Source organism: Roseivirga seohaensis subsp. aquiponti (assembly GCF_001267955.1).
In the GTDB taxonomy this organism is placed as follows: Bacteria; Bacteroidota; Bacteroidia; order Cytophagales; family Cyclobacteriaceae; genus Roseivirga; species Roseivirga seohaensis.
On the sequence record NZ_JSVA01000017.1, the window covers coordinates 63,904 to 89,521 of the forward strand.

General features: G+C 37.2%; 16 protein-coding genes. 2 read left to right on the top strand and 14 right to left on the bottom strand.

Going from position 1 to position 25,618, the window contains the following annotated elements; translation table 11 throughout:
• Position 1: 1 nt before the first annotated feature.
• The gene (locus OB69_RS14470; protein WP_053224463.1) at positions 2-583 is read left to right on the top strand and encodes a YdeI/OmpD-associated family protein; all 582 of its coding nucleotides are present in this window, start codon (positions 2-4) and stop codon (positions 581-583) included.
• A 55-nt stretch (positions 584-638) separates the two neighbouring features.
• Here OB69_RS14470 and OB69_RS14475 read toward each other — a convergent pair whose 3' ends face one another.
• From OB69_RS14475 to OB69_RS14550, 14 genes are all read right to left on the bottom strand, one after another.
• On the bottom strand, positions 639-1,901 hold the full coding sequence (locus tag OB69_RS14475) for an HlyD family secretion protein (RefSeq protein WP_053224464.1): 1,263 nt from the start codon (positions 1,899-1,901) through the stop codon (positions 639-641).
• Positions 1,902-1,908: 7 nt separating this feature from the next.
• Positions 1,909-4,110, bottom strand: coding sequence for a peptidase domain-containing ABC transporter (locus OB69_RS14480; RefSeq protein WP_082338190.1), 2,202 nt, complete (start codon positions 4,108-4,110; stop codon positions 1,909-1,911).
• Positions 4,111-4,254: 144 nt separating this feature from the next.
• Entirely contained in the window at positions 4,255-5,421 is a 1,167-nt protein-coding gene (locus OB69_RS14485; protein WP_053224466.1) for a 6-bladed beta-propeller, read from the bottom strand.
• Positions 5,422-5,435: 14 nt separating this feature from the next.
• Positions 5,436-6,611 (bottom strand): 6-bladed beta-propeller, encoded by a 1,176-nt coding sequence (locus OB69_RS14490; RefSeq protein ID WP_053224467.1) that lies wholly within the window; start codon positions 6,609-6,611, stop codon positions 5,436-5,438.
• Positions 6,612-7,727: 1,116 nt separating this feature from the next.
• Positions 7,728-7,925: a hypothetical protein gene (locus tag OB69_RS14505; RefSeq protein WP_053224470.1), complete on the bottom strand. Its 198-nt coding sequence runs from the start codon at positions 7,923-7,925 to the stop codon at positions 7,728-7,730.
• A 49-nt stretch (positions 7,926-7,974) separates the two neighbouring features.
• Positions 7,975-9,594: a vitamin K epoxide reductase family protein gene (locus OB69_RS14510; RefSeq protein ID WP_053224471.1), complete on the bottom strand. Its 1,620-nt coding sequence runs from the start codon at positions 9,592-9,594 to the stop codon at positions 7,975-7,977.
• A 364-nt stretch (positions 9,595-9,958) separates the two neighbouring features.
• The gene (gene lpxB, locus OB69_RS14515) at positions 9,959-11,080 is read right to left on the bottom strand and encodes a lipid-A-disaccharide synthase (protein WP_053224472.1); all 1,122 of its coding nucleotides are present in this window, start codon (positions 11,078-11,080) and stop codon (positions 9,959-9,961) included.
• 558 nt (positions 11,081-11,638) lie between these two features.
• Positions 11,639-14,488 carry a M16 family metallopeptidase gene (locus OB69_RS14520; protein ID WP_053224473.1) on the bottom strand — a complete coding sequence of 950 codons (2,850 nt, stop codon included), beginning with the start codon at positions 14,486-14,488 and terminating at the stop codon, positions 11,639-11,641.
• Positions 14,489-14,664: 176 nt separating this feature from the next.
• The gene (locus tag OB69_RS14525) at positions 14,665-15,000 is read right to left on the bottom strand and encodes an SPOR domain-containing protein (RefSeq protein WP_053224474.1); all 336 of its coding nucleotides are present in this window, start codon (positions 14,998-15,000) and stop codon (positions 14,665-14,667) included.
• A gap of 119 nt (positions 15,001-15,119) precedes the next feature.
• Complete coding sequence (locus OB69_RS14530) at positions 15,120-18,278, bottom strand: WD40/YVTN/BNR-like repeat-containing protein (RefSeq protein ID WP_053224475.1); 3,159 nt, start codon at positions 18,276-18,278, stop codon at positions 15,120-15,122.
• A 371-nt stretch (positions 18,279-18,649) separates the two neighbouring features.
• A complete protein-coding gene (locus OB69_RS14535) occupies positions 18,650-19,027 on the bottom strand; it encodes a hypothetical protein (RefSeq protein WP_141655438.1) in 378 nt (125 codons plus the stop codon).
• A gap of 273 nt (positions 19,028-19,300) precedes the next feature.
• Positions 19,301-20,458, bottom strand: a complete 1,158-nt coding sequence (locus OB69_RS14540; RefSeq protein WP_053224477.1) for a trans-sulfuration enzyme family protein — start codon at positions 20,456-20,458, stop codon at positions 19,301-19,303.
• Positions 20,436-22,067, bottom strand: a complete 1,632-nt coding sequence (locus OB69_RS14545; RefSeq protein ID WP_071426794.1) for a mechanosensitive ion channel family protein — start codon at positions 22,065-22,067, stop codon at positions 20,436-20,438. The genes OB69_RS14540 and OB69_RS14545 overlap by 23 nt, the downstream gene beginning before the upstream one ends.
• 11 nt (positions 22,068-22,078) lie before the next feature.
• Entirely contained in the window at positions 22,079-24,742 is a 2,664-nt protein-coding gene (locus OB69_RS14550) for a hypothetical protein (RefSeq protein WP_053224479.1), read from the bottom strand.
• Positions 24,743-25,037: 295 nt separating this feature from the next.
• Here OB69_RS14550 and OB69_RS14555 point away from each other — a divergent pair, with 295 nt between their 5' ends.
• Positions 25,038-25,595 carry a toxin-antitoxin system YwqK family antitoxin gene (locus OB69_RS14555; protein ID WP_053224480.1) on the top strand — a complete coding sequence of 186 codons (558 nt, stop codon included), beginning with the start codon at positions 25,038-25,040 and terminating at the stop codon, positions 25,593-25,595.
• The last annotated feature ends 23 nt before the right edge of the window (positions 25,596-25,618 follow it).

The following is a 25,618-nucleotide window of genomic DNA, read 5'->3' on the forward strand; positions in this document are numbered from 1 at the left end:
TATGAATCCCGAAGTCGATTGGTTTTTCGAAAAAGACACAAAATGGAAAGCTGAATATACCCACTTGAGATCCATTGCTCTCGATTGTGGCTTGACGGAAGAGTTGAAATGGGGATGCCCTTGTTACACCTTTAAAGGCACCAACGTTGTTTTGATTCATGGATTTAAAGAATACTGTGCCTATTTATTTCACAAAGGTGTGTTACTAAAGGACACTGAGAACATTCTCATTCAACAAACAGAAAATGTTCAATCAGCACGACAGATTCGTTTTACAAGCCTTGAAGAGATTACAGAAAAGGAAACTATTTTGAAAGCCTATATCTATGAGGCCATTGAAGTAGAAAAGGCTGGTTTGAAAGTTCCTTTAAAGGAAACCTCCGAATTTAGTATGCCTGAAGAATTTCAAAAGGCGTTGGATGAAAACCCCGATTTAAAAACAGCATTCGAAGCTTTAACCCCAGGACGACAAAGAGGATATCTACTCCATTTTTCTCAACCCAAACAATCCAAAACCCGTGAGTCAAGAATAGAGAAGTGTACACCAATCATATTTGAAGGCAAAGGTTTGAATGATCGGTGATAACCCTCCCTATTTAGAATTAAATCAGCTAAAGCCTAATGGTGAAAAGCTTCTGTTAATTCTTAAAGTTGATTAGTTTATTGATCAATCTACTATCATCTATCAATACCTCTGCTGTGCCAGTTAGCTCTTGTATTAATGGTATTTCAATATTGTCCATTGTGACCAACTTGTTGGGTAGAGTAATTCTGACATGGTATCCTTCATTATATTGTGTGGTTGATAATGAACTGATAACTCCTTCAACTGAGCCAAATTGCTGAGAGTTGAATCCATCGAGTTTAATTAGCGCCCTTTGCCCCTCTTTTATTTTGCCAATGCTTTGTGTGTTAATAACTGCCCTGCAAATAACATCAATGGGATCCTCTGGCACTACCATGCCTACTACTTCTCCATTCGGTATTAATTGATTTTCACTCCAAAATTGAGTTCTATCTAATCGCCCATTAATCGGTGATACTAACAGGTTTCGGAACTCCCAATCTTCAATTTTTTTCTCGAGCAGAAAAAGTGATTCTTCGGCAGCGGCTTTAGCAGAAACAATTTCCAGTACCCTATTCTCCTCTATCTCTTGAATTCTATTTCTTAAATCATTGAGAGCGTTATTCAATTCAATGAGTGAAGCTTGATATTGAATATAGGATGACTTTTGTTGAAGGAATGATAATAAAGCACTTTCAAAATCCCTTTTTGTGATCCCATAGCTCCCATGATAATAATAAATTGAATCTTGCTGAAACTGCTTTTCCAATAAGCCAAACTCACGTTCTTTAACCTGTCTTTGTTTTTGCAAGAGAGCCAAGTAATTAGTCTTTTGAGTTAACTCTTTATCCAGTTGATCAATCTCTCGAAGGTGCTTGGTAGATTTTTGAATGTTTGTGAGTTGTTCGGCTGTTTTTAGATATTCCCTAATTTCCAAATTAAAAGAAGGAAGGTTAAGAGGTTCTAGAGTCATCAGTACCTGTTCGTGTGACTTTAGTTCAATGGCTTCTTTCAGATCCTTGACATGCTGGTAATTATCATCCGTCTCCCATACCGCTATTAATTGGCCCTTCTTAATGAGTTGTTGGTTATTAACAAACCACTTTGCAATTCTATTGTTACCTTGCCGAGCGACAATGGGAGCAGGAGCATTTAGCGCGGTGATTGTCACTGGCAGAACTACTTTTTCTGGGTAAGGAATAAAGTAGCTGCCTACGAAAATAATAGTCACCAAAGCAAATAATACTGTAATGCCCCAACGGATGATCCATTTGGGTATTCTTCCCAATATTTCTTGGACCTCTTCGCTATGGTCTTCTAGGTTTAATTCTGGCATACGAATGTTAGTTTCCTAATTCTAATTGGTTTTTGACCAGATCAAAATAGGCTCCTTTGCTTTCTACTAATTCTGAATGAGTTCCTTTCTCCATTACCCTACCTTTCTCTAAAACGATAATTTGGTCAGCGTTTTTAACGGTGCTGAGTCTATGGGCAACAATCACAACTGTTCGTCCTTTGAAAAACGTATTCAAGTTTTCCATAATCACTTTTTCGTTCTTAGCATCCAGAGCGTTTGTAGCCTCATCTAAAAATATATAGGCCGGGTCTTTATAAATAGCTCTAGCGATGAGTAATCTTTGCTTTTGCCCGGAACTAATGCCTGTACCATCATTACCTATTTTGGTATTATAGCCCAAAGGAAGAGAATCGATAAAATCTTTAATGTTTGCAGCATGAATTGCTTTATCAGCTTTTTCTTTATCTGGAATATCATCAATGATACTCACGTTATTGATAATATTATCAGAGAAGATAAAACCATCTTGCATTACCACACCACATTGTTTGCGCCATTCAGAAGGACTGTAACGATTTAATGGGTTTAAGCCCAAATTTATTTTGCCTGATACTGGTTCATAAAACCCAAGCAAAAGTTTGATCAAGGTCGTTTTCCCACTTCCACTGGCCCCAACGATTGCCGTGATCTTATTAGCCGGAATCTCAATATTGACATTATTTAGAACCTTTTCTGAAGCAGGCCCTTCATATTGATAGGTAAGGTTTTCTATTGAGATTGACGCATCTTTCGGGATTTCAAATAAGCGCTCTTGTTCAGGTTTTTCTTCATCAGACTTTTCATGAATTTCGCTAAGCCTCTCCAAACTAATTTTAGCATCTTGTGTAGCTTGTGTAAAACCAATAAACTGTTGAATTGGCGCATTCAATTGACCGATGATGTATTGAATAGCGACCATCATACCTAGGGTCATTTCTCCATTGATTACAGCTTGCACTGAAAGAAACGAAATGAAAATATTCTTGGTTTGGTCAATAAAAGTTGAACCCAATTGTTGATTTTGATTGAGCAATAAACTTCCAACACTTACTTTAAATAACTTGGCCTGTATTCGCTCCCATTCCCATCTTTTTCTTTTCTCAGCATTATTGAGTTTTATCTCTTGCATGCCCGTAATGAGCTGTACAATACTGTTTTGATTGGCCGATGACTGTGTAAATCTTTTGTAGTCTAGGTCTCTTCTTTTCTTGAGGAAAATCAAGATCCATCCGATATAGAGAATACTGCCCAGGTAGAAAACGCTCAGTATATTATAGCTATAAGAAGCCATTACGAAACTATAAAGCACCAATGTTATGACAGCAAAAATTATGTCAATTAGGGACTTGGTAAGAAAAGACTGTATCCGATTATGATCACTTATCCTTTGCATGATATCTCCGATCATTTTGGCATCGAAAAAGGCAATTGGTAGCCGCATAAGTTTAGCCAAGAAGTTAGCAATGAGCGAAATACTTACTCTCGTGGTAACGTGAAGCGAAATCCAACTTCTGATTAGACCATTGGCGGTTTGACCGAAAGTAAGGATCAATTGGGCTATTAATATGAGCACCACAAAGCCCATGTCCTTATTGTTGATACCTACATCTACAATGGATTGGGTGAGGTATGGAAAAATAAGGCTAATAAGGCTGCCTGCAAGCAAACCCAACATCAATTGAAAAATATACTTTCGGTAAGGCCTCAGGTAACCCAGTAAATAGCTAATCTGTATTTTTTTCTCCTCATGAGGATTTTCTTGGTAAAATTCGGGAGTTGGCTCAATTAACAAGCTAATGCCTTGTTTTAATTCACCAGAGTTGTCGGTTCTCCATTTACTAAGAAACAGGTCTTTATTATAAGTAAGCAAGCCATGAGCAGGGTCGGCTACATAAATTTTATCATTACCATTTTTACCTTTCTTAATTTTGTAAACCACCACAAAGTGATTTTGCCCCCAGTGTACAATGACAGGTAAAGTAGCATCATTCCTCAGTTGTTCATAGGTAGCTTTAACACCTTGGGTATGTAGGCCAATGGACTCGGCTGCATAACTAATACCCATCATGGACACCCCTTCACGAGTTATGTAGCTTAGCTCTCTAAGCTTAGGTGTACTGTAAGTTTTGCCATAATGCTGAGCCACCATTTTTAGGCAGGTGGGGCCGCAGTCCATGGCATCGAGTTGCTGATAATGGGTGAATTTCAAGTTTTTAGTTTTATGATAAATGATTCATCTACAATAATGTACCAAGGCACTATTGAACTCAATCACAAAAATTCAGTAATACTAATCTATAATCTTTATTGCATGAAAAGCAATCTAAAAAACAAGTCCTGATCTTTTGCCTATTTATTTTAAGGTCGCTATGCCGATTACCGGGTTGTCATCTTCCTTAACTGTCCTCAACGCATCTATCGATTTTGGTAGGGACACTTCCTTTCCATAGCTATTAATAAAAAACAGGATTTCAAAGGGTGGAAATGAAGCTACCATTTCATTGTGTTCATTCATTGATTGAGGCCTAAAGTCGATAAACCCATAAACATCATCAATAAACCCATCTTCAGTCCAAGTATTTTCTGGTAAGTAGCTGACCTTGCTGTTTTTGCTGTACACACCATATTTTATTCCCGCCTTATACCTATAATTAAAAAAAAGATAATCCTCAGATTCAAAGGTCTTAATGATACTAATTTTATTAAAGACATCTGACCGAATGATTTGATTATTCCAGTCAATAGCAAACTCTCCTAGATTAAAGTGCACATATGGTTTTAAGCCTTCTTCAGATACCTTATAAATTGTATCATTATAGATTTGCTTAAAAAAGACTTCATTATTGTAATAGTTAAAGTTGCCTTCATGGAAGCCTAGGGACTTGATGAAATTACTTGGGTCATAATCGGACTGGTTCAAGTAAAGCCTATTCCGTTCAGTACCATCTTTGGAGAATATCAATAAGTTTGATTTTAGTTTGCTTTCATCTCCTGCTATAAAACTTACCAGTGTATTTGCATTCAGCTCGGCCACATCTTGAAATTGGCGAGAAATAGGGCTAATATTAGTTAACTCATTGGTTACTCCATTAATTTTGGATAAGTGATCATTCGTAGTAACCAGTATTTGATTGGAATTAAGTGATTGAACATAGGGAAGCGTTGACACGTAACCTTCAGTACCATTTCTGTATTTCCCCAACTCTTTTATGAACTTGCCATCTTTTCTATCAAACTGCAATATCTGTCCACTTGCAACCGTATAGATATATTCATTAGAGGCGTAAACCTTAAAGTCCTCCTTAACCCTACAGCGTTCTGTAGTTTCTAATGCTACATATTCAATCTTTTCTAAAAGGAGGCTACTCTTAGGCTGTTCGGCTTGATGATAAGCCTCTGGACTTAGATCTATTTCATAGGGTATAAACTCTGATGATTCTGTTGTTTCAGATTTACCAGAACAATTGAAAAGAATGAATAATAGTAAAGCTTTTGGCAAGAGGCTAAGTGGTTTCTTCATTTTGTTATCATGCTTCAGTTCTCTTTCAACTTAACGATAGCTATGACGGGGTTGTCATCGTATTCAAGCTCTTTTAAGTTTCTTAATGATTCTGGAATATTTTGGTTGTCTTCTCTTTCTTCAAACCAGTTTAAAATATCTTGTGGATAGAAGTAACTCACTATTTCGTTTTCTTCACCAATTGTTAAAGACTTAAAATCTAGAAAACCATTAATATCATCTTGAATACCATTTTGGTCAGTCTTCTTTTCAGGGATGAAGATAATGCGCTTGTTTTTATCGAATACTCCATTAAAAGTGGCGTTTTCGAAAACATAGGTAAAAAATATATAATCCTCACTTTCAAAAGCATCTGTGACAATTACTTTACCCCATTTAATTCGCTCATTCAGGTTTTCTTTTTCTGAATAAGGAATACCTTCATCCCCTAGGTAGAAATAAGCATACTTTTCTAACCGTTCTTTGCCTACTTTAAAGATAGTATCGTTATACACCTCTTTAAAAAAAACATTAGAATTATGATAGTAAAATTGACCCTCAGAGTTGTCAAAAGAGATTGTACTTTTATCATTGAGTTGGCATCTTAGATGGTTTGGATATCGCTTTATTTCCACCCCCTCTTGATTATAAACTACTAATCGGTCTTTTTCCACACACGCTACATTTGGCAAGAAGCTTACGAAAACCCCAGTGTCCAGCATGGCAAAACCTTGTGAAGAAAGCATCTTTTTGGCAATAGTCACTAGCTGATTAGTTTCAGCATCAATCTTTTTAATATGCTTTGCTGTTTCTACTAATAGTTCGTCAATATTAATAGAATGAACAGCGGGAAGAGTGGCTATATATTCATTGGGGCCTTGACCATACTGCCCCAGCTCTTTTATAAAAGTTCCATCCCTTCTGTCAAACTGTAGTATTTGTCTGAAGGCTTTTGTGTATATGTATTTTGCGGATACATACACTCGATGGTTTCCTTTCACATAGCTTCCTTCAGTCGTTTCAAGTGGTATGTATTCAATTTTATCTGCCAATAAACTCAGCTTTGGTGCTTCTGAGCCCGAAACACTTTGCTTGCTTAAATCGATTTTATAGATCGTTGATTCAACTGAATCAGATTTAGAGTCTTCATTTGTAGAACAGCTCCATAAGAGCAAAATAAAAGTTAGCAGTTGAAATATTTTCTTTCTCATATAGTGAGTATACAATGTCTTTTGAATGTATTGTTAAACAGTTTCATTTTTTGTACACGTAGAATCCGTACCCTCACCATCAGGACATTCCACAGCTGTTGCAGCATTACAACTAATAAGATTCTCGCAAGTGAAGCTATTTGGATCTCCATAAATACATGTGCAGGTATAAATTCCGCCTTTTACATTTAGCATTTCAACGTTGGACAATTTTTTCCCTATAATTATCATAATTTTTAAAAATTAAATTAAACAAAGATTTAAGTAATTCTCATTTACAGACGGCTCAAGGTGATCAAAAAAAAATTTAGTAGCTGAAATATATTTTTCTCATATAGTAAATACACCATGTTTTAATTAAAATAAAGCAATCCCATTCTCATTGAAAATGGGATTAGCAATAGTTATTCAATAGTTTCCTCACCGCCTCCTCTGCAGGTGGCATCTTTACCCTCGCCATTAGTACAGGACGAGTTCACTATAGTTTGACAATCAGCAATTGTGTCACAATTAAATGTAAACTCGTTGTGCAGACAGCGACAAGACCATGCTCCGCCTTTAACTTCTAACATCTCTTTTTGACTTAATTTTTCTCCAATAATTCTCATAGTTTTTAACGTTTAATATTTAATAAAAATTTAAAATGTGTACTAGTACTATGTATTAATGATCATTTCGTTTTGATTTCCTGAAACTACTCTTTTTAGGTTTCCTGAATATTCAATATATTCACCTAATTGATAGTACAATGACTTCTCAAAGCCCTCTATGTAAAGCTGAGAAAGTGAAGAAATCTTATTGGCCCGTATTAGGTATTCAGTCGTAAATAATATTTTTTTTTAATACTTCAGTCGTTTCAAGTGGTATGTATTCAATTTTATCTGCCAATAAGCTCAGCTTTGATGCTTCTGAGCCCGAAACACTTTGCTTGCTTAAGTCGATTTTATAAATCGTTGATTCAATTGAATCAGATTTAGAGTCTTCATTTGTAAAACATCTCTAGGCGATTAAAACAAAAAATAGTATATGAATTATGTTTTTTCTCAAATCATGCATACACAGAGTTTTTAAGTGTAAAAGTAATCCCATTCTCATTAAAAATGGGATTAGCAATAGTTATTCAACTGTTTCTTGTCCCCACTCTTTACACCATGCCTCGCCATCATCACACAACCAGCTCATTATATTCATACACTCCACCAATGTTTGGCAGGCGGTAATACTACCTGGGCTATTCGTACAATAACAGCTAATTAGTCCACCCTTAACCCCTAACATTTCTTGTTGGGTTAATTTTTCTCCAATAATTTTCATGATTCTTAACGTTTAATGTTTAACAAAAATTTAAAATGTGTACTAGTACCTATGTATTAATGATCATTTCGCTTTGTTTTTTTTTATCGATTAACCCTTTAAGAGTTTCTGAATGCTCCAGGTATTCCTTCAGTTTATAATGCTGTGATTTCTCAAAGCCCTCTACATAAAGCTGAGGAAGTGAAGAAATCCGGTTGGCTCGCATCAGATATTGGGTTGTAAAGAATAGTTTTTCTAATGCTTCTGAAGGTTTATAAGTGATGTCCAAACTTTTATTAGCTTTGTCACGTTTATTATACCACACCCGAATGCCTTCCCAAGCATTGTCAGGTTCGTCAGAATTATATGCTTTAAGAATTTCTTCCATGGTTTTTAAATGTCCAATGTCTTTTGGGTCAAAACTTAGAAAAAGTTCTGTATTTAGATTCTTGGCACTCTTTATTAGTTCATTAATCTCATTAAAAAGCCTTCCGCAATGGCCGCAATGCAGACTTAGAAAAGCCTGAACTTTGAGAGAGCTTTCATCTTGGTTGCCAAATGACAAATAATTCATTGGGATGCCTTCCGGAAGAATCAATGCTTTTTCCTTCTTCACAACTGTGCTTACTACTTCAGGAATTCTTTTCAAGCGGTTATAACGGTACTCTAATGCCCTTTTGCCTCTATTGGTGAGAGTCAAGGACTTGATTGTTAGATAGAGTACTGCGGTAATAAGTATAAGGAATGTAGAGTCAAAAAATTGAGTGAATGAGATGGATATGTCGGAAGCTGAGCTTAACCCCATAACAAACTCTGTAGTAAGAATAGTGAGTACTCCCAAGCATAGAGGACATAGCTTCTTGATCAGGAAAACCTGCTGATACAGCGAGATAATGACATACGGAAATGTGACTAAAGTTAGTACTGTTACAACTCCTAAACTATCTATACTCATCAATAAAAAGCTTGAAAGGAAATATATCAACCCTAAGTCGCCCCACTTTAGCCAACTATAAACAGTGGCATATTTGCTCTCCAATACCGTATTGCAATCTGACTTCTTCCCCAACTTGCAAACCTTGTCGAGTAATGAGCCTGATTGACCAAAATCTTTGATGACTAGTGCCGTGGCAAGAACAAGTCCTAGAAATTTGGTAATAATGAGAATTACAGAAGTAGCACTTGAAAACAGCTCAACCCTATTATTATAAATACTGACTGCTAAGAAACCTAACAAACAAACCAAAGTCAGTGCTAATATTGATTTAAAAAGCACCCTGTCTTTTAATTTGGCAGAATTTGCCTGAGGAAGAGTCCTCTTTTCAATATCAAGCAAAACGGCTATTCCCGTAAAGCTAGAAGAGAAGGTATTGATACTTTCAGTTTTAGGTTTTAAACTTTCACTTATAAGGTGAATGTTTTTACCCTGCAACGGTTTCACATAGGCCAGTTCATTCTGGCCTTTAGATGTAATATATGCCAAAAAAGGGCTGTCAAACTGTTCTAATTCGTTCGGCTTTAATCGCACCGGAACGTTCTCGACACCAAATTTTTCAAGCGTGTCAGAAATAGATTTTAGAGTTGGAAAATCAGGGTGGGAGTTAAGTTCGTACTTGAAGTCTTCAAAAGGAGGTTTTTCAAAGTTATCTTTTAATAGACATTTTAAGACCTTGCTAGTATCAGACTCCATTTATATATAATTGATCTTAATAAAACTATTCTAAGTTTTCATTAACATAAAACAACACAATAACCAACGGTCGATATAGCTATTTTAAAGGCACTTTATAGTGATGGACGGAAGTCTTATTAAACAAATAATTAGATTTAATTTTCTTTACTAGAGCTAAAGAAAGACATAAATGCTGTATAACTTCTAAAAATGTGATTTTCAACTTTGATATAAGGATATTTCAATCAAAAATCAATGAGGCAAATCATATCAGCCATAGTCAAATGTCATGGAGTCAGAACACTTTGGTATACCCGTAAAAATGAAGTGTGCTATTTAAGCTTGAGCATAGTGTTAATTTGAACCAGAGTCAGAGTGTTCGTTATCTACAAACATCCTCCCACATCAATTCAGCCGTTCTGGCTGAAGCTCCTGAGCCGCCCATTTTGACTTCTAGCTCATCATAATCTTTGAGCATTTTCGCGCGCTTCTCCCCTTCTAAAATCAGGCCCAGTTCTTTGACCAAACGTTTTTCATTAAGGTCACCTTCAATGAGTTCCTGCACGGCCATTCGGTCTAAAATCAAATTGACCATACAGATATATTTGATTTTAACAATTCGTGATAACAACTGATAAGTTACATAGCCGGGCTTATAACACACCACCTGTGGTACACGAAATAAAGCTGTTTCTAAAGTGGCCGTACCAGAAGTTACCAAAGCGGCAGTGGCATTATTCAGAATATCGTAAGTTCGATTGAAAATGATTTTCACCTCGGTATCCAAATAGGTTTTGTAAAAGCTCAAATCAATGGTTTCTGAACCCGCAATCACAAACTGGTACTCGGGAAAGTGATCAACCACTTTGAGCATAGCAGGCAGCTTCGTTTTTATTTCTTGTTTTCTGCTGCCCGGTAATAGGGCAATAATAGGTTTTTCAGAAAGGTTGAATTCCTTCATCAGCTCGTCCGAACCTAGCAAACTAGGTTTTCGCTGCGCTAAAGCATCTAAAATGGGGTGGCCAACATAGTCTACATCGTAGCCATATGATTTATAAAAGTCCTTTTCGAATGGAAGGATAGCAAAAACCCTGTGGCACCATTGGTGAATAGTGTGTACGCGTTTTTGTTTCCATGCCCAAGCTTGTGGAAGAATGTAATAGTAAATTCTAGTAGGAAGTTTTGATAACCGTACATATTTAGCAATACGCAGATTAAAACCCGAATTATCGATCAAAATCAACACATCCGGTTTAAAAGTCATGATATCATTTTCGCAGAGGGTGAAGTTTTTCTTGATGGTTCTGATGTTCCAAAGCACGTTGAAAATCCCCATAAAGGAGGAATCCTTAAAATGACGCACCATTTCATTGGTTTCCGCTTGCATTTTATCGCCACCCCAAACCCTGAAAAAAGCATCGGAATCACGCATTTTCAACTGCTTCATTAAGTTGGCAGCATGCATATCGCCCGAGGCCTCTCCTGCTATGATATAGTATTTCATATTTCGGTTCGAAGTTCTATGTTCTTAGGCAATTATCAAATGTTATTTGTGAGAAGGTAACCAATCAATGAAGGGTCGCTCCTACGGAGCTTAATGGTATTGGTTGGCCTTGGTGCTACAATCAGTTCGCCCCGATGGGGCTTTTTTACAGGTATCCATCTGTTACAAATAAAGAATAGGTTGCCCCGCGAGGGGGCTAAATAGGAAATAAATTCATAGGCTACTCATCTAGTTATTTACCTATTAACCAATCAATCGCTTAAGAAATCAATCTCAATATTAGACAATCATTAAAAAAGTGGTCATAGGCTAAGAAAAAAAAGGATTTCCGAATCGGGTTTTACCTAATCTTGCGAATTAGATCAGTAACCCAAAAAATCATTTAACATTATCATGAAACCCCATCGGGGTGATCCGTTTGTAGATAATCGAACGTCAAATTTCATACAACAAGCCCCAGCGGGGCGAACCAAAGATCATCGGTATTAACAAAAAAAGGCTCCCAGATTAATCTGGAAGCCTTTTCAATGTATTAGTATCCGTTCTTAAAGAGGAAACTTACTTCTTCTTAAGTTCTAACTTTTCGTCTTTTGGATTGACTACAATTGGCTTTCCTAAACCTGTATTTTTCAAAAGGTCCAATTGCGTTTTACCATCTCCCACAACCACATAAATCAGTTTATCTGGATTCATATATTCTCCAATGATCTCTTTAGCATCTTCAGAAGTCATTGATTTTAACCTTTCTTCATCCTTTTTAATGTAGTCCATTGGAAGGTTGTATGTAGATATATTCTGAAGAATTCCTACCAAGCTTCCAAGAGTTTCATATGATTGCGTGTTGCTTCTCAAAATTGTTGTTCTGGTGTTTTCCATGTCCTCTTGTGAGAAGTTCTTTCCGTAGTTATCAAGTATTTCTTTGAAAAGATCAACCGACTCTCTTGTTACATTACTTCTTACACTTGAAGATGCTGTAAACGGTGCTCCATTCATATTTCTACTAAAACCAGAGTAAGCACCATAAGTGTATCCTTTTTCGAGTCTCAGTTGTTTGAAAAGAATAGATCCTGAACCATCTCCCAAACGGTAATTGGCCACTTCAGCCGCAGCAAAATCTTCGTTATCACCATTCATGCTTATGGTGCCAATATTAATCACCGACTGTTTAGCATCTGGATAATCAACAAAGTATATTCTAGAACCTTCGTCTGCAGTTTTGATTTCATACTCAGGGAATTCTACATCTTTTGCTTCCCACTTATCGAATCTCTTCAAAGAATTCATAACAGTTGGCTCATCTAATGCGCCCACAAAATGAAACGAAGCCAATGATGGTGAGAAGTTCTTATTGTAGTAGTCTTTCAAATCATCTAAGGTAATATTGCTAACCGTTTCGGTTGTTCCCGAGGTTGGATAAGCGAAGATGTGCTCTTTTCCATAAAGCACCTTATTGAAAACATTTGACGCAATGGCATTTGGGTTTGCAGCACTTTGCTGAATTGAGTTTAAAGCGGATTTTTTCACTCTGTCAAACTCTCCTTCATCCCATCTTGGCTCGAATAAAACTTCCTCAACTAAATCTAGTACTTGATCATAGTTTTTAGCTAATGAACTACCACTAATTGTGATGTACTCTTTTGATGCAAAAACACTAACTCTAGCGCCTAGTTGCCCAATGGCCTCTTGAAGTTCTAATGGAGTTTTATTGGCAGTTCCTTCCATTAGCATGTTATCTAACAAGGCGGCAGTTCCAATCTTGGCTGGATCATCTAAGAACATTCCTCCTTTAATTCTAAGGCTAAACTGCACCATTGGCAGCTCATCTTGATAAATATGGAATACTTTCATTCCGTTATCTCGCTTGCTATTATTAATCTTGGGAGGATCAAAACTAAGCGTTCCTTTTAACGGAGGTGCTACACTACGATCAATTTTTGAGGCGGTTTTCTCAAATGTCACCCCTTGCTCATAAGGATTGTCTTCAGCTCCTTGAACAATGGCCTCTTCTACTACTGAAGCTTTTTCTGAGCCGTCCAATACTAATTCTTTTTGTCCTACTGGTACAAAACTGGTAGCCAAGTAGTTTTTATCTTTAATGTACTTATTGTACACCTTCATGATTTCCTCTCGAGTTACACTTTGAGATTTCTTTAAGTCTTCAACAATAAAACCGGGATCGCCAGCAAAAGTATTATAATTGGCTAAAGAAGATGCCTTACCAAACACACTTGACATTCCGTTGTAAAACCCTGTTTCTTGACCAATTTTTATTCTTGTTAAGTCAGCGTCAGAAAAACCTTCCGATTCAAACCTCTTTAAACCTTCAAAAATTGCAGCTCTTAAATCATTCAAATTCACGCCATCAAAAGCTCTAGCCCCAATCGAAAATGTTCCAGCGATTTCTGCTGAGGAATTATAAGCAAAAACGCCAGGTGCCAACTTCTTCTCTTCAACAACCACCTTATACAAAGCAGATTTTTTTCCATCAGTTAATACTTGCCCAAGCATATTTAAAGCCCAATAATCTGGGTGATATTGTTCTACGGTTGGCCATGTCATTTCTAAATCAGGAAGATTAGCGAATTTATCTTCGTGATAAAACAATTTAGTTTGGTCAAGAACAGCAGGTTGCGGCTCTATTACCTCTACTTCAGCTCTTGGCTCAAATTCGCCAAAGTATTTTTCTACAAGTGTTTTAACCTCAGCTTCATCCACATCGCCAGCAATCACTAAAGTTGCATTGTTTGGGCCATACCACTTGTCGTAAAACTCTTTCACATCGGCTACGGTAGCATTTTGCAAATCTTCTAAGCTTCCAATCACATCCCAGCTATAAGGGTGCCCTTCTGGGTAAAGATTTTTTAGTTTTACATATTCTTTGTGACCATATGGCCTGTTGTCTACCCCTTGTCTTTTTTCATTCTTTACTACTTGCTTTTCGTTTTCAAGTCCCCAGTCAGAAACGGTATTGATGAAAAAGCCCATTCTATCAGATTCCATCCAAAGCATTTGCTCTAAAGCATCGCTTGGCACTGTTTCATAGTAGATAGTTCCGTCAGTCCAGGTTCCTCCGTTGAAAGTTCCTCCTAAGTCGTTTACATTTTTAATAAAGTTACCTGCCCCTACGTTTTCTGAATTTTGGAAAAGCATGTGTTCAAAAAAGTGAGCAAAGCCAGTTTTTCCAGGTTTTTCGCGGTTAGAACCTACATGATACAATACCGCTACTGCCACTTTAGGGTCAGAATTATCTTTATGAACGACCACCTCTAGCCCATTGTCTAGTGTGAATTTTTCATAGTTCAATTTAAATTCTGTACTCTCCTGCTCTTCAACCCCACCAGTACAGGCGGAAAGAATAAACACGAGCGACAAGAATGCTACAAGTCGATGTTTCAATAATGTTTTCATAGAATAAGTTAATTTCAGAGAATAAAGCTAGCAATTTAAATCACTCGAAATCAAGTAGTTTAGCGTTGACCGGTAATTTTTGATGAATTTATTTTCTTGTAAATAAAAAAGGCCAAGCGTAAACTTGACCTTTGTATCTGATGATTATTTAAAAAAGAAATTAATAATTAGTACGATTACTCAACTTCGATGGTCTTTGCCCATACTTTAGGTAATGTTGGACGGTTTTTCTTCATCCACCAAACGGCATAGTCTGCACCAGATTTAGAGTAATAGGTTTCGATATACACGTAGTATTTCTTTTCAGCATCATCGTAAAAAATACCCGCATCTTTATAGTCAGGTTTTACTTTTTTAAGCAAATCGTCAGCATTGCTTTTGGCTGGATACTGTCCTACTACAATAATAAAGTTTTTGGCCACCTTTACTTCATCAGGTTTAACATCGGTAGCACTCACCGCAAATGGAGCGAATAATCCAAAACACAGCATTAGCATTAATATCTTTTTCATAAGCGTTGTTTTCTGTTGATAAAAATAACTATTTCAAAAATTAATAAAAAAACCCGTCAATAAATAACGGGTTTAATTTTCAAATATGGTAATGAAGACGGAAAAACGTCTTGTTTGCATTACTTCTTTTTAATCACAATAGCATCAACAGACTTCTGCTTTACTAAATCATTAAAGGCTGGTAAATCAGTTTGCATGATGGTTTTCAACTTGGCCAATTCAGCATCTATTTGCTTGGTAAGTTCAACACGAACTTCTTCCGCCTGAGCTGTTGGTGGGTAATGTCCGCTTCCGACTACGCCATTTAATGCAGCAAGCTTGTTGTTTAACCTAATTGGGAAGTTCAGAGGATCTTGACCTGATTCATTTTTGGTTTGATAAAGCGCTTCTTCAATCTTTGTCATTTTCTCCATTAAGGCTTTACCTGCCTCTACTACTTCTTTATAGCGATCTTCACCTTTGATTTTAGACATGAGGTCATTCATTTGAGACCTTGCTTCTCTTATGTCTTTAATCGCTCTGTGCGTTTCAGTCAGTTTATCTCTAACGGTAATTAAGAAATCGAACTGACGAACCAATTCCTCATCTGTTGAGCCATAACGAGGGTCGGCCAAAAGTTTAAACTTTTGCTCTTGTACCTCATCTCCTACAATCAACTTTGCGGTATATTCTCCTGGAGGCGCCATTGGACCACGAAGCGATGCAGCCCACATGATATTGCCTTCGAAGTTCTCAGCATTCTCGAACATCATATTCCAGTTGTAAGAGTTCAACCCAACTTCTGGTCTAAGAGTAGCGGTTTCAATTTTTTCACCATTACGGTAAATTTCCATAGAAACTTTAGTGCCTTTCGCTAATGCTTCTTTCACGTTGTAATAGATTACCGCACCACCTGGTTTGTTTTCACCATAAAGCAGACTGGCATCACCGCCCGATCCGCCTCCTCTACCAAATCGGAAACCTCCACCAATTCTGTAAGCGTCCATTGGTTTGAACATGTGTACTGATTTGGAAGCTACTTCATCTGAAAGCTGGTGAATAATTGTCAAATCATCGATCATCCAAAACGCCCTACCTTGAGTAGCCGCAATTAGGTTATCATCTTTAATGGTGAGGTCGGTAATAGGCACAATTGGTAAATTCATTTGGAAAGGTTTCCAAGAGTTTCCATCGTCAAAAGAAATGAACATACCGCGTTCTGTTCCTGCATAAAGTAATCCTGCACGCTTAGGATCGGCTCTAACTACCCTTGTGAAGTAATCTTTTGGAATACCTGTGGTGATTTTCGTCCATGTTTTGCCGTAATCTTTTGTTCTATATAGATAAGGCTGGTAATCCCCTAATTTGTATTGTGTTCCAGCTACATAAGCACCACCCTTCACGAATGGATCAGCATCAATACTATTGATCATTAAGTATTTAGGCATGTCTGGTGAAGTTACATTTTCCCAGTTTTTCCCTCCATCTCTGGTTACATGAATTAAACCATCATCAGAACCTGTCCAAATCAAGTCGTTTTCGTAAGGCGATTCAGTAACCGCAAAAATGGTTGCGTAATACTCCACAGATGTATCGTCATAAGTAATCGGCCCACCTGATTTACCCAGCTTGTCTGGTTCTGCTCTTGTTAAATCCGGACTAATCAATTCCCAACTTTGCCCTTCATTTGTAGAGGCATGTAAATGGTTAGAAGCTGTATAAAGCTTGTTCGGGTTATTTGGAGAGAATACAATTGGGAAGTTCCATTGGAAACGGTACTTATAATCTTCTGCACCATGCCCCATTGGGTTATCTGGCCAAGCATTTATATTTCTGCTTATTCCTTTAGCGTGATCTTGACGAATTAAAAGCCCACCATAACTACCTCCATAAACAATCTCTGGATTCTTTGGGTCTGGCGCTAAATGAGCACTTTCACCTCCGGCAGTGCTTTCCCAATCGTTGTCGGTAATTGCACCACCAAAAGACCTGTGGTTAATTCTTACTGTAGAGTTATCTTGCTGTGCACCATAAATTCTGTAAGGAAAATGGTTATCGGTAGTCACTCTATAAAATTGAGCCGTAGGCTGATTGTTATCAGTAGACCAAGCATCTCCTCCATTGAAAGAAACTTGCGCTCCTCCATCATCGGCTATGGCTAATCTTTGATTGTCTTCAGGAGCAATCCATAAATCATGGTGATCTCCATGAGGTGCATTTCGACCTCTAAAAGTTCTTCCTCCATCGGTTGAAGTATGGTAAGCTACATTCAATACATATAGTTTGTCAACATCTTTGGTATCTGCATAAATTCGTGTGTAGTACCATGCCCTTTGGCGTAAGCCTCTATCTGAGTTAACTTTTCTCCAAGTTTCGCCAGCATCATCTGAACGATACACTCCACCATCATTGGCTTCAATCATTGCATAAACACGACTAGGGTTTACTGGAGAAATAGCAACACCGCTAATTCCAATTGGACCTTTTGGCATACCTTGGTTTTCTATGATGTTCGTCCAAGTTTCACCACCATCGGTTGACTTATAGATTGCCGAACCTTCTCCTCCTGAAGTGAGGCTATACGGTGTTCTTCTCACTCTCCATGTACTGGCCATCATAAAATCAGGGTTATTCGGGTCAAGGCTTATATCTACCGCTCCGGCATCGTTATTTGCAAACAATACACGTTTCCAGTTTTTACCACCATCGGTAGTTTTATAAACACCTCTCGTTTCAGACGATTTAAACAAATCGCCCATAACTGCTACCCAAACGATATCAGCGTTTTCTGGGTGAATCTTAATACGTCCCACATGCATTCCGTCTTTCAAACCAATGTTCTGCCATGTTTTACCAGCATCTGTAGACTTCCACATGCCTTCAAACCCAGAAGATACATTACCTCTAACAGTTTGCTCTCCTTGCCCTACATAAATCACCTTATTGTCTGATTCGCTTACCGCAACAGCTCCAATAGAACCACCGAAATAACCATCAGAAATATTCGCCCAGGTTTCTCCTCCGTTCTCTGTTTTCCAAACACCTCCTCCGGTGGCTCCCATATAATAGAGGTTCGGTTTACCTGGAACACCAGTAACTGAAGAGGCTCTCCCTCCCCTAAAAGGGCCTATGGAGCGCCATTGAATATCGTTGTAAATTTGTGCCTGAAGGTCTTGTTTAGGCGGTGGTGGCGGTGAATTCTTTCGGTTTCTTTGCGCTTGCGTATCAAAGGCAAAAAACACCAAACCGATAAGAACCAACAAGCCAAAATGGTTGATAGTAGTTTTTAATCTGTTCATAGTTGTGGTTTTTGTTCTCCGTCATATATTTTTGACGGTTTGCTCATGAGCAAAAGATAAAAACAACAAATGAAAAACTGAGATATCAATTCACATTTTATATGAATGGAAACACCTGAATATACTTAAAAGACTAACCATATAATCTTTCAAAGAAAGGACATCTAAAGAGTATTACTCTCTTAATTAATAAAGAGTAAGCAATTGAATATCTAAAGAAAATACTTGTGTGTAGAGTATGAAATGAAGCCTAACCCCTTACTTAAAACGAGCCTTAGCTTGACACAACTATCTATAAACCTACGCTTTACAAACAAAAAAAGCTAACCAGTTGGTTAGCTTTTAAACTATGTTTAAATATACTACTAACTTTATTCTGAAATTCTATAAATAGCGGTAGTGCCGTAGTTCGAAAGGAACTCTGAGCGATTTACAAGTACCTGTAAGTCTTTATCCTCAATTACTTCATTACCTTTTAATGACACCTCACCTACAAGTTTATTATCAGCGTTGAACACCTTAATGTGTCTAATGTCGTCAACTTCGAAATCGAATGAGTACATGTCTTTTTCAATTTCAGCAACTGCCTCTGCTAAAAGCTCCATATCAACTCTAGCATCGATGTCTGAAATGTCTTCGTGAGAAGGAACTCCAAATGAATTTGAAGCTGCGAAAAGCGTAATTACTGCTGCTAAACCAAATGCCACAAAGGCGGACAGCGTTTTTTGTTTTTTTAATGCTTGTTTCATGACCTGTGTTTGTTGTTTTTCTGTTTTTTTCTTCACTTTTCTACTCTTTTTCACTTAAGTGTCAGATCGTAAGAATTATCTGTTTGTTTGTTGTTTTTTCTTACTCTCTATATGACGACAAAGGTCAACAAAAGTTTATGATTTGGCTGAAAAAAAGTATAATATTTTTATTACCCGCATATTAAGAAGTATTAACAGAATAATATTCCGAATCAAGTACTACTAACAAAAAAGCCTGCTTGAAGCAGGCCATTTCACTGATATAATATTTGGTCAAGCCAAGGCTTGCTCTAAATCTTTAATCAAATCTTCTATATCTTCAATTCCAACACTTAATCGAATTAATGAATCCAACAGTCCAACTTTCATCCTTTCTTCCTTAGGAACGGCCCCATGAGTCATTGTAGCTGGATGGTTAGATAACGACTCTACACCGCCTAAAGATTCGGCTAAAGCAAATAATTTCAACCTTTCTAATACTCTAAAAGCTTGCTGTTGATTATCCTCTTTAAAAACGAAAGAAATCATACCGCCAAAACCTGTCATTTGCTCTTTTGCAACCTCATGGTTTGGGTGACTTTCAAAACCAGGCCAGTATACCTTGCCTATTTTCGGGTGAGCAGCCAAATACGTGGCCACCTTCTCGCCATTCTCGCAATGCCTTTGCATACGCAAATGCAAAGTTTTGATTCCCCTTAACACTAAAAATGAATCTTGCGGGCCACACACAGCTCCACAGGACTTTTGAATAAAGGCCAAATCTTTAGCTAACTGATCGTTATTAGTAGCCAAAGCACCCATCACTACATCTGAGTGACCCGATAAGTATTTAGTTGCCGAATGCATTACAATATCTACACCTAAATCCAATGGATTCTGAAGGTAAGGGGTTGCAAAGGTGTTATCCACCCCTAGCATAACCTTATATTTATTGGCAATTGCCACAGCTCCTTTGATATCAATAATGTTCATCATAGGGTTTGTAGGCGTCTCTATCCAAATTAATTTAGTATTTGGAGTAATATGCTTTTCAATATTCGATACATCTTCCAAAGAGATGAAATTAAATTTGATTCCATACTTGGCGAATACTTGAGTGAAAATTCTATAGGTTCCACCATAAAGATCATCACCAGCAATTACTTCATCACCTGGGCTTAAAAGTTTGATTACAGCATCGATTGCTGCCATTCCTGAGCCAAAGCACAAGCCATATTTTGCATTCTCTAGCGCAGCAATACTCTCTTGTAAAGCAGATCGGGTAGGGTTTTGCGTTCTTGAATATTCATAACCCAAATTGTCGCCTGGGGAACGCTGAACATAGGTTGTTGTTTGATAAATGGGTGTCATGATGGCGCCTGTAGCAGGGTCAGGTTTTACTCCAGCATGAACCGCCTTAGTCCCAAACTTATTGCTTATCTCCTTTTTCATCCCTGTTTTCGTTTTTAGCAAAGAAGTCTTCCATTTCTTTGTGCATTTCCTCTTTGCTCTGGTTGTAGTTAGGTGTTAAAGATAGCTTTCCTGGGAATTGTTCAACCATAAGTGTTTGTGTTGGGAAGGCAAACCTCACCCCTAGTTTTTCAGCCAAACGATTTACACTTAACATCACCTCTTGTCTGCACCTTAATTCTTCATTCCAAGTAGGCACTTTAAAGAAAATATAAAGCATAACATCTAAGGAAGAAGCTCCATAATCATTGAGGAAAATATTGTAAGCATCTTTACGAGTATGAGAGTGATTCAAAACAATCTTCTCTACCCCTTTCACAAACACTTCGATTAAATCAGCTGGAGTATCGTATGTAATGGCCAGCTTGGTGAAGTACCTCCTGTATTGACGTTTACCATGATTATCTACTGTTCTGTTAGAAATCACACTATTCGGCACATACATTAATGAATCTCTGAAAGTTCTAATACGCGTAGAACGGAAACCTACTTCCTCTACTGTTCCATCCACATCATCAGAAGTAATCCAATCTCCGATTTGAAATGGGCGGTCAATGAAAATCATAACAGAACCAAAGAAGTTTTTAAGGGTATCTTGAGCAGCTAAGGCTACTGCCAATCCTCCTATGGACAAGCCTGTGATTAAAGGCCAAATGTCGAATTTAAGCCCATCAAGGATGGCCATGATTCCCACCAAGATCACAAATGTTTTTAAAATCTTACGCACCAATGGTACCAATTGGTCGTCTAGGGTGTTTTGTGTTCTTTCTGCTACTTTTTTCATGTACGCCCCCAAAACATCCACCATTTTATAAAAGAACATGGTAGCGAAAAGCGGAAGTAATGCCCCTACTCCTAAAATCAAGTATTTAGAAATAGCGATTGGTAATTGTAGCGTTGGAATTAGAATACTTACGAAAGCAAATACAATAACCAAACTAAAAGGTTTTGCCACGGGCAATATGAGATTATTCGCCAAATCGACCTTTCCGTACTTATGAAGCAGCCTGAAAATAACAACCCTCAATAGCACTGTGAGTAGCAAATGCAATACATAAGCAACAGTAATGATGATTAGACCACCGATTAACTGCCACATGTGTAGCCCAATGTACTTTTTAGAGCCTAATTTCGGCAACAAATTCAAAAGGCGATCTGTACCAAAAGGATAAACCGACTTATGAATTAGGTCAATACTTTGAACCGTTTTACCCGAATAGAACCAACCCTCTGTTTCCTTTTGAACATAAATATCTGGAAACTCGCTAAAAAGCACATAGCGCTTTTTCATGGTGGCGCTGTCTAAATAATCAGGATTTTTCGGAACATCGTCTAAATAAACATAGTTACCAGAGCCATCAAATATTTGCTTTAGCTCTACTGCCACGTTCTCAATTTCTTCTTGAGACATATCGGTTTGGCGTAAAGATTTTGCGGCTTGAGCAGGATTGTAATTATCCTCTTGCAAATACTTAAGATGATTCAGAATGACATCGTAAGGAGAGTTAAAACGATCAGGCAAACTGTCGTTTTGAGCAATTGAAACTCCTGAAATTGCAACTAGTAATAGAAATGAAAAAACTAATTTCATGGTGATTTAACCTATTTGGTAAATGTATAAATAGCCATTTGATTGTCGAAATTAACAAAAAGCTCATACTCCCTTTTGTTCTGATAGTAGAGAATACCCACTGGATTTGTAGAAAAAGCTTCTTTAGAAAATATCTCTTTGCCTTGATCATCTAGAATTACCAAATCTCCAGTGGCTAGATTTTGAGCAACATATAGCTCACTGTCGTTTCTGAAATTATAATATTCAAAAACCCAATCTCCTTGGCCCTTAAAGTCATGATCAAATTTGCGCTGCGCCTTTTCATCAAACACAGTAAACTGATTGTTGTCTTTTCTTACAGTTAACAGCCCAGTATTCAACTTATCTCTTACGGCTATAAAACGACTAGATACTGACGGTTTAACCATTTGATTTCGGCCTTTAACAGTTCCATTAAAATCAAGGGAGAGCAATTCTCCATCTTCACTTAAAATTTTAATATACGACTCATTAAACGATGGCCCTTGCTGAATAAAGTAATCTCCAGAAATTCGTTTGTCGGTATTGTAAGGAAAACCTGGGTATTCTTCACCCCTACGATTCAACAGATGCACATTTCCGTTAGTCTCCACAACTACAAAACAGTCTCTTCCCCTAATTCTAACATGCTCTGGTGCAGCACGCAATGCAGAACCTATCACCTTTGGCGCCCAGCCTTCCAGCATTTCACCTTCTTTACTCAATAAATAAACGTTACCTCTTCTATCGGTAGTAGCATACCTATAGTTTTTACTGTTATCGTAATCCACAACTGAGTATTGAACCACAGGAAGCTCCGTATTAAATGGAACAGGAAAACCCTCTACGTCATCTCCATTTCTATCAATTAAATGAACTGCGGAATCGGTAAAAATCAGGTACTGAAGCTTACGATTTGCATAGAAATCCACTTGTTCAATCGCTCCATTAATTTTTCCTTCAAGTTGCTTCTTCCATAAAATATTGCCCGTTCTATCTACCAAATAGAGTTGATGAAGCTCATCTTGGAAAGCGATTTCCTGTTCATTATTGACATGATTTTTAACGATATACGGCTTAGTAATCAGCTTACTGTTTCCATAAGTATTGGTCACTAAATTCAGTCCAACTTCGCGACTGACTGGCTCCGCACTGCTATTGGTATTTCGAGCTACAGTGCCTTTTACCGACTCGTTAAAAGTAAGTTCTGCACTCACAATTAATCGATTAGAAGCCTCATTGATTTGAAAATTGAAATTATCGAATGAAGAAAACAATTGAATATGCTCTTTAAAAAAGGCTTTCCATTTAGGGTTAAAGGAATTAACGAGCGGGTCTAAATAGTATTCAAAATTATTGAGTTGTGTAATGTTGGCTTCTTGAACTAGGTTATCTAAGTACCTTCTTTTTTCAGGAATTCGCCCCCATGTGTTTTCGGCATCGTAATCAATTAAAACCGTTTTTAGTGCATCAATATTATCGCTAATCAACATTACATTATTGAAAAATGCATAGTATGGCTTGCCCGATTTCATATATCGCTCTCCATAGGCTTTCCCTAAAAACTGGGCATCGTTCACAAACCTAATCTCGTTATTAATAAAACTTTCGGTAAACAAGGTGTCACCTTCTGCCCTGCTGGCTTTCGAAATATCTTCAAGCATTTTCGATATTTCTGGTACATCAGCAACCTCAGATAAAAGCACCTGAGACATGGTATTTGCTCCAAGTACAATATTCACCTCGCACACTTCAGAATTTTGAAGCTTTTGAAAAGAAGCAATATCAAAGCCATTCAGCGAAGAATTCTGGCCTTCTTCGACACCAAACCAACGAACAAAACTTGCAGAACTAGGTATGAAATTTTCAACATTAACAATTGCATTGGAAGGCAAACGCTGATCTAAATCTTGTCCTGTAACACTAATACCATTAAAAGTAAGTCCTTCATTTGACGGCTCAACGGTAATATTTATCAGTCCTTTTAGTTGATTTCGAGAAGGCTCCGTATTACTTGTAAACACATTTTTGAGCCTTCCAATTCGGTCTGTATTGAGTAATAAATTCACTCCTTTTTGGTTTTCATCAACCTTCATTTCCGATTTAATCAGTCGGTTAGATTCATCTTCTTCAGCACGTATTACATCTTCTAGCAAAACTGAATTTGTAGAAATCACCAGATAATTACCCAAGCTTATAAAACCCCATTTAGACTGCTGTACTTCGGCTTCATAAATGAGTTTCTCGTTAAATATTCGGCTTTCAAATAGTAATTCCTTATTGAACCATAGATTAGCGAGTTTCTTAATATTTGTAGGCAACCATTCAAAACCATCTGAACCAATGAAGAAAAGCGGTTCGATGCTGTTATTTGAAGTCAAATGAAAAGACACATAAACAGGGTTTTCATTGATTTTAGACTGTAACACTCCAGCCCTTACCAATGAATCGATTTTAGTATTGGCTTCGGTGAGCGCATTGATAAAAGGCAAAGAACTGGCTTCGTCCCACCATGGAAAATCTGAATACTCATCGATAGCGTTCGAAACATTGTCGATTGTTATTAATGCGAGACTATTGGCTGGTATCAATTTTTGTATTTCGGTGTCGCCATCCTTCTCAAAAAAATAGATGTAGCCGACTGCCCCAGACACAACCAAAATGAGTAAAGTAACAAGTAAGGTTTTCGTTTTCAAGAAGAGTAATATTTGAATTTCAGAAATCAGGCGAAATTACACATTTCTAGTATCACTCAAGTGTAAGCTCTAAATAGAATCAGAAACTGATAGTGTTTTGCCTTAATAATTTAACTCCATTCCAACCCTTTCATTTTAATTACTGTCTAGCAATTATTGACATTCATTATTTCGAAACACTGTATGTGAAAAGAAATGACAAAATTATTCAAAAAGATTTTCGCTAAAGTTTGGCTTGATTTTTATAGTAAAGTATCTTTGAAATTGTTTTGAAGCAAACTAACATAACCACTACATGAAAATAGCAACCTTCGTTTTAACTTTCTTAATATCGTTTACCTCATTCAATAATGAGAAACTAGCTGATTCTGTGAGGATTAACGAAATTGAATATAAGGATGGAGTCTACTTTTTTAAAGACAAGATATTTAATGGCGACATTGTAGATTACTACGAGAACGAAACATTGAAATTTCGATATGCCGTACTAGATGGCCGATTAAATGGTGTAGCCAAAGAGTTTTTCCCTGATGGCGAAGTCAAAAGTGAGCGCAGCTATTATATGAGTAAATTATATGGCAACTTTACCGAGTACTTCCCAAACGGGCAAATTAGAGCGAAATTCGATGTAAAGCTTAATGCTTATGGTCAAGGTGAAATAGTTGAAAACATTACCATAGGTGAGTTAAAAAAAGGCAAGCATAAAACAAAAAAATTCGACAAAGGGATTATCTATTTCACTGGTGCCTCAAACGAAATACTTGAAACAAGTGAGAATATTTTCATCCTGAATCAGACCCAGTATAAAATAATGGATGAAGACAAAAAGAATACTCTAATAGAAATAAAATAAGGTTTTACCCTAAATATGTATAA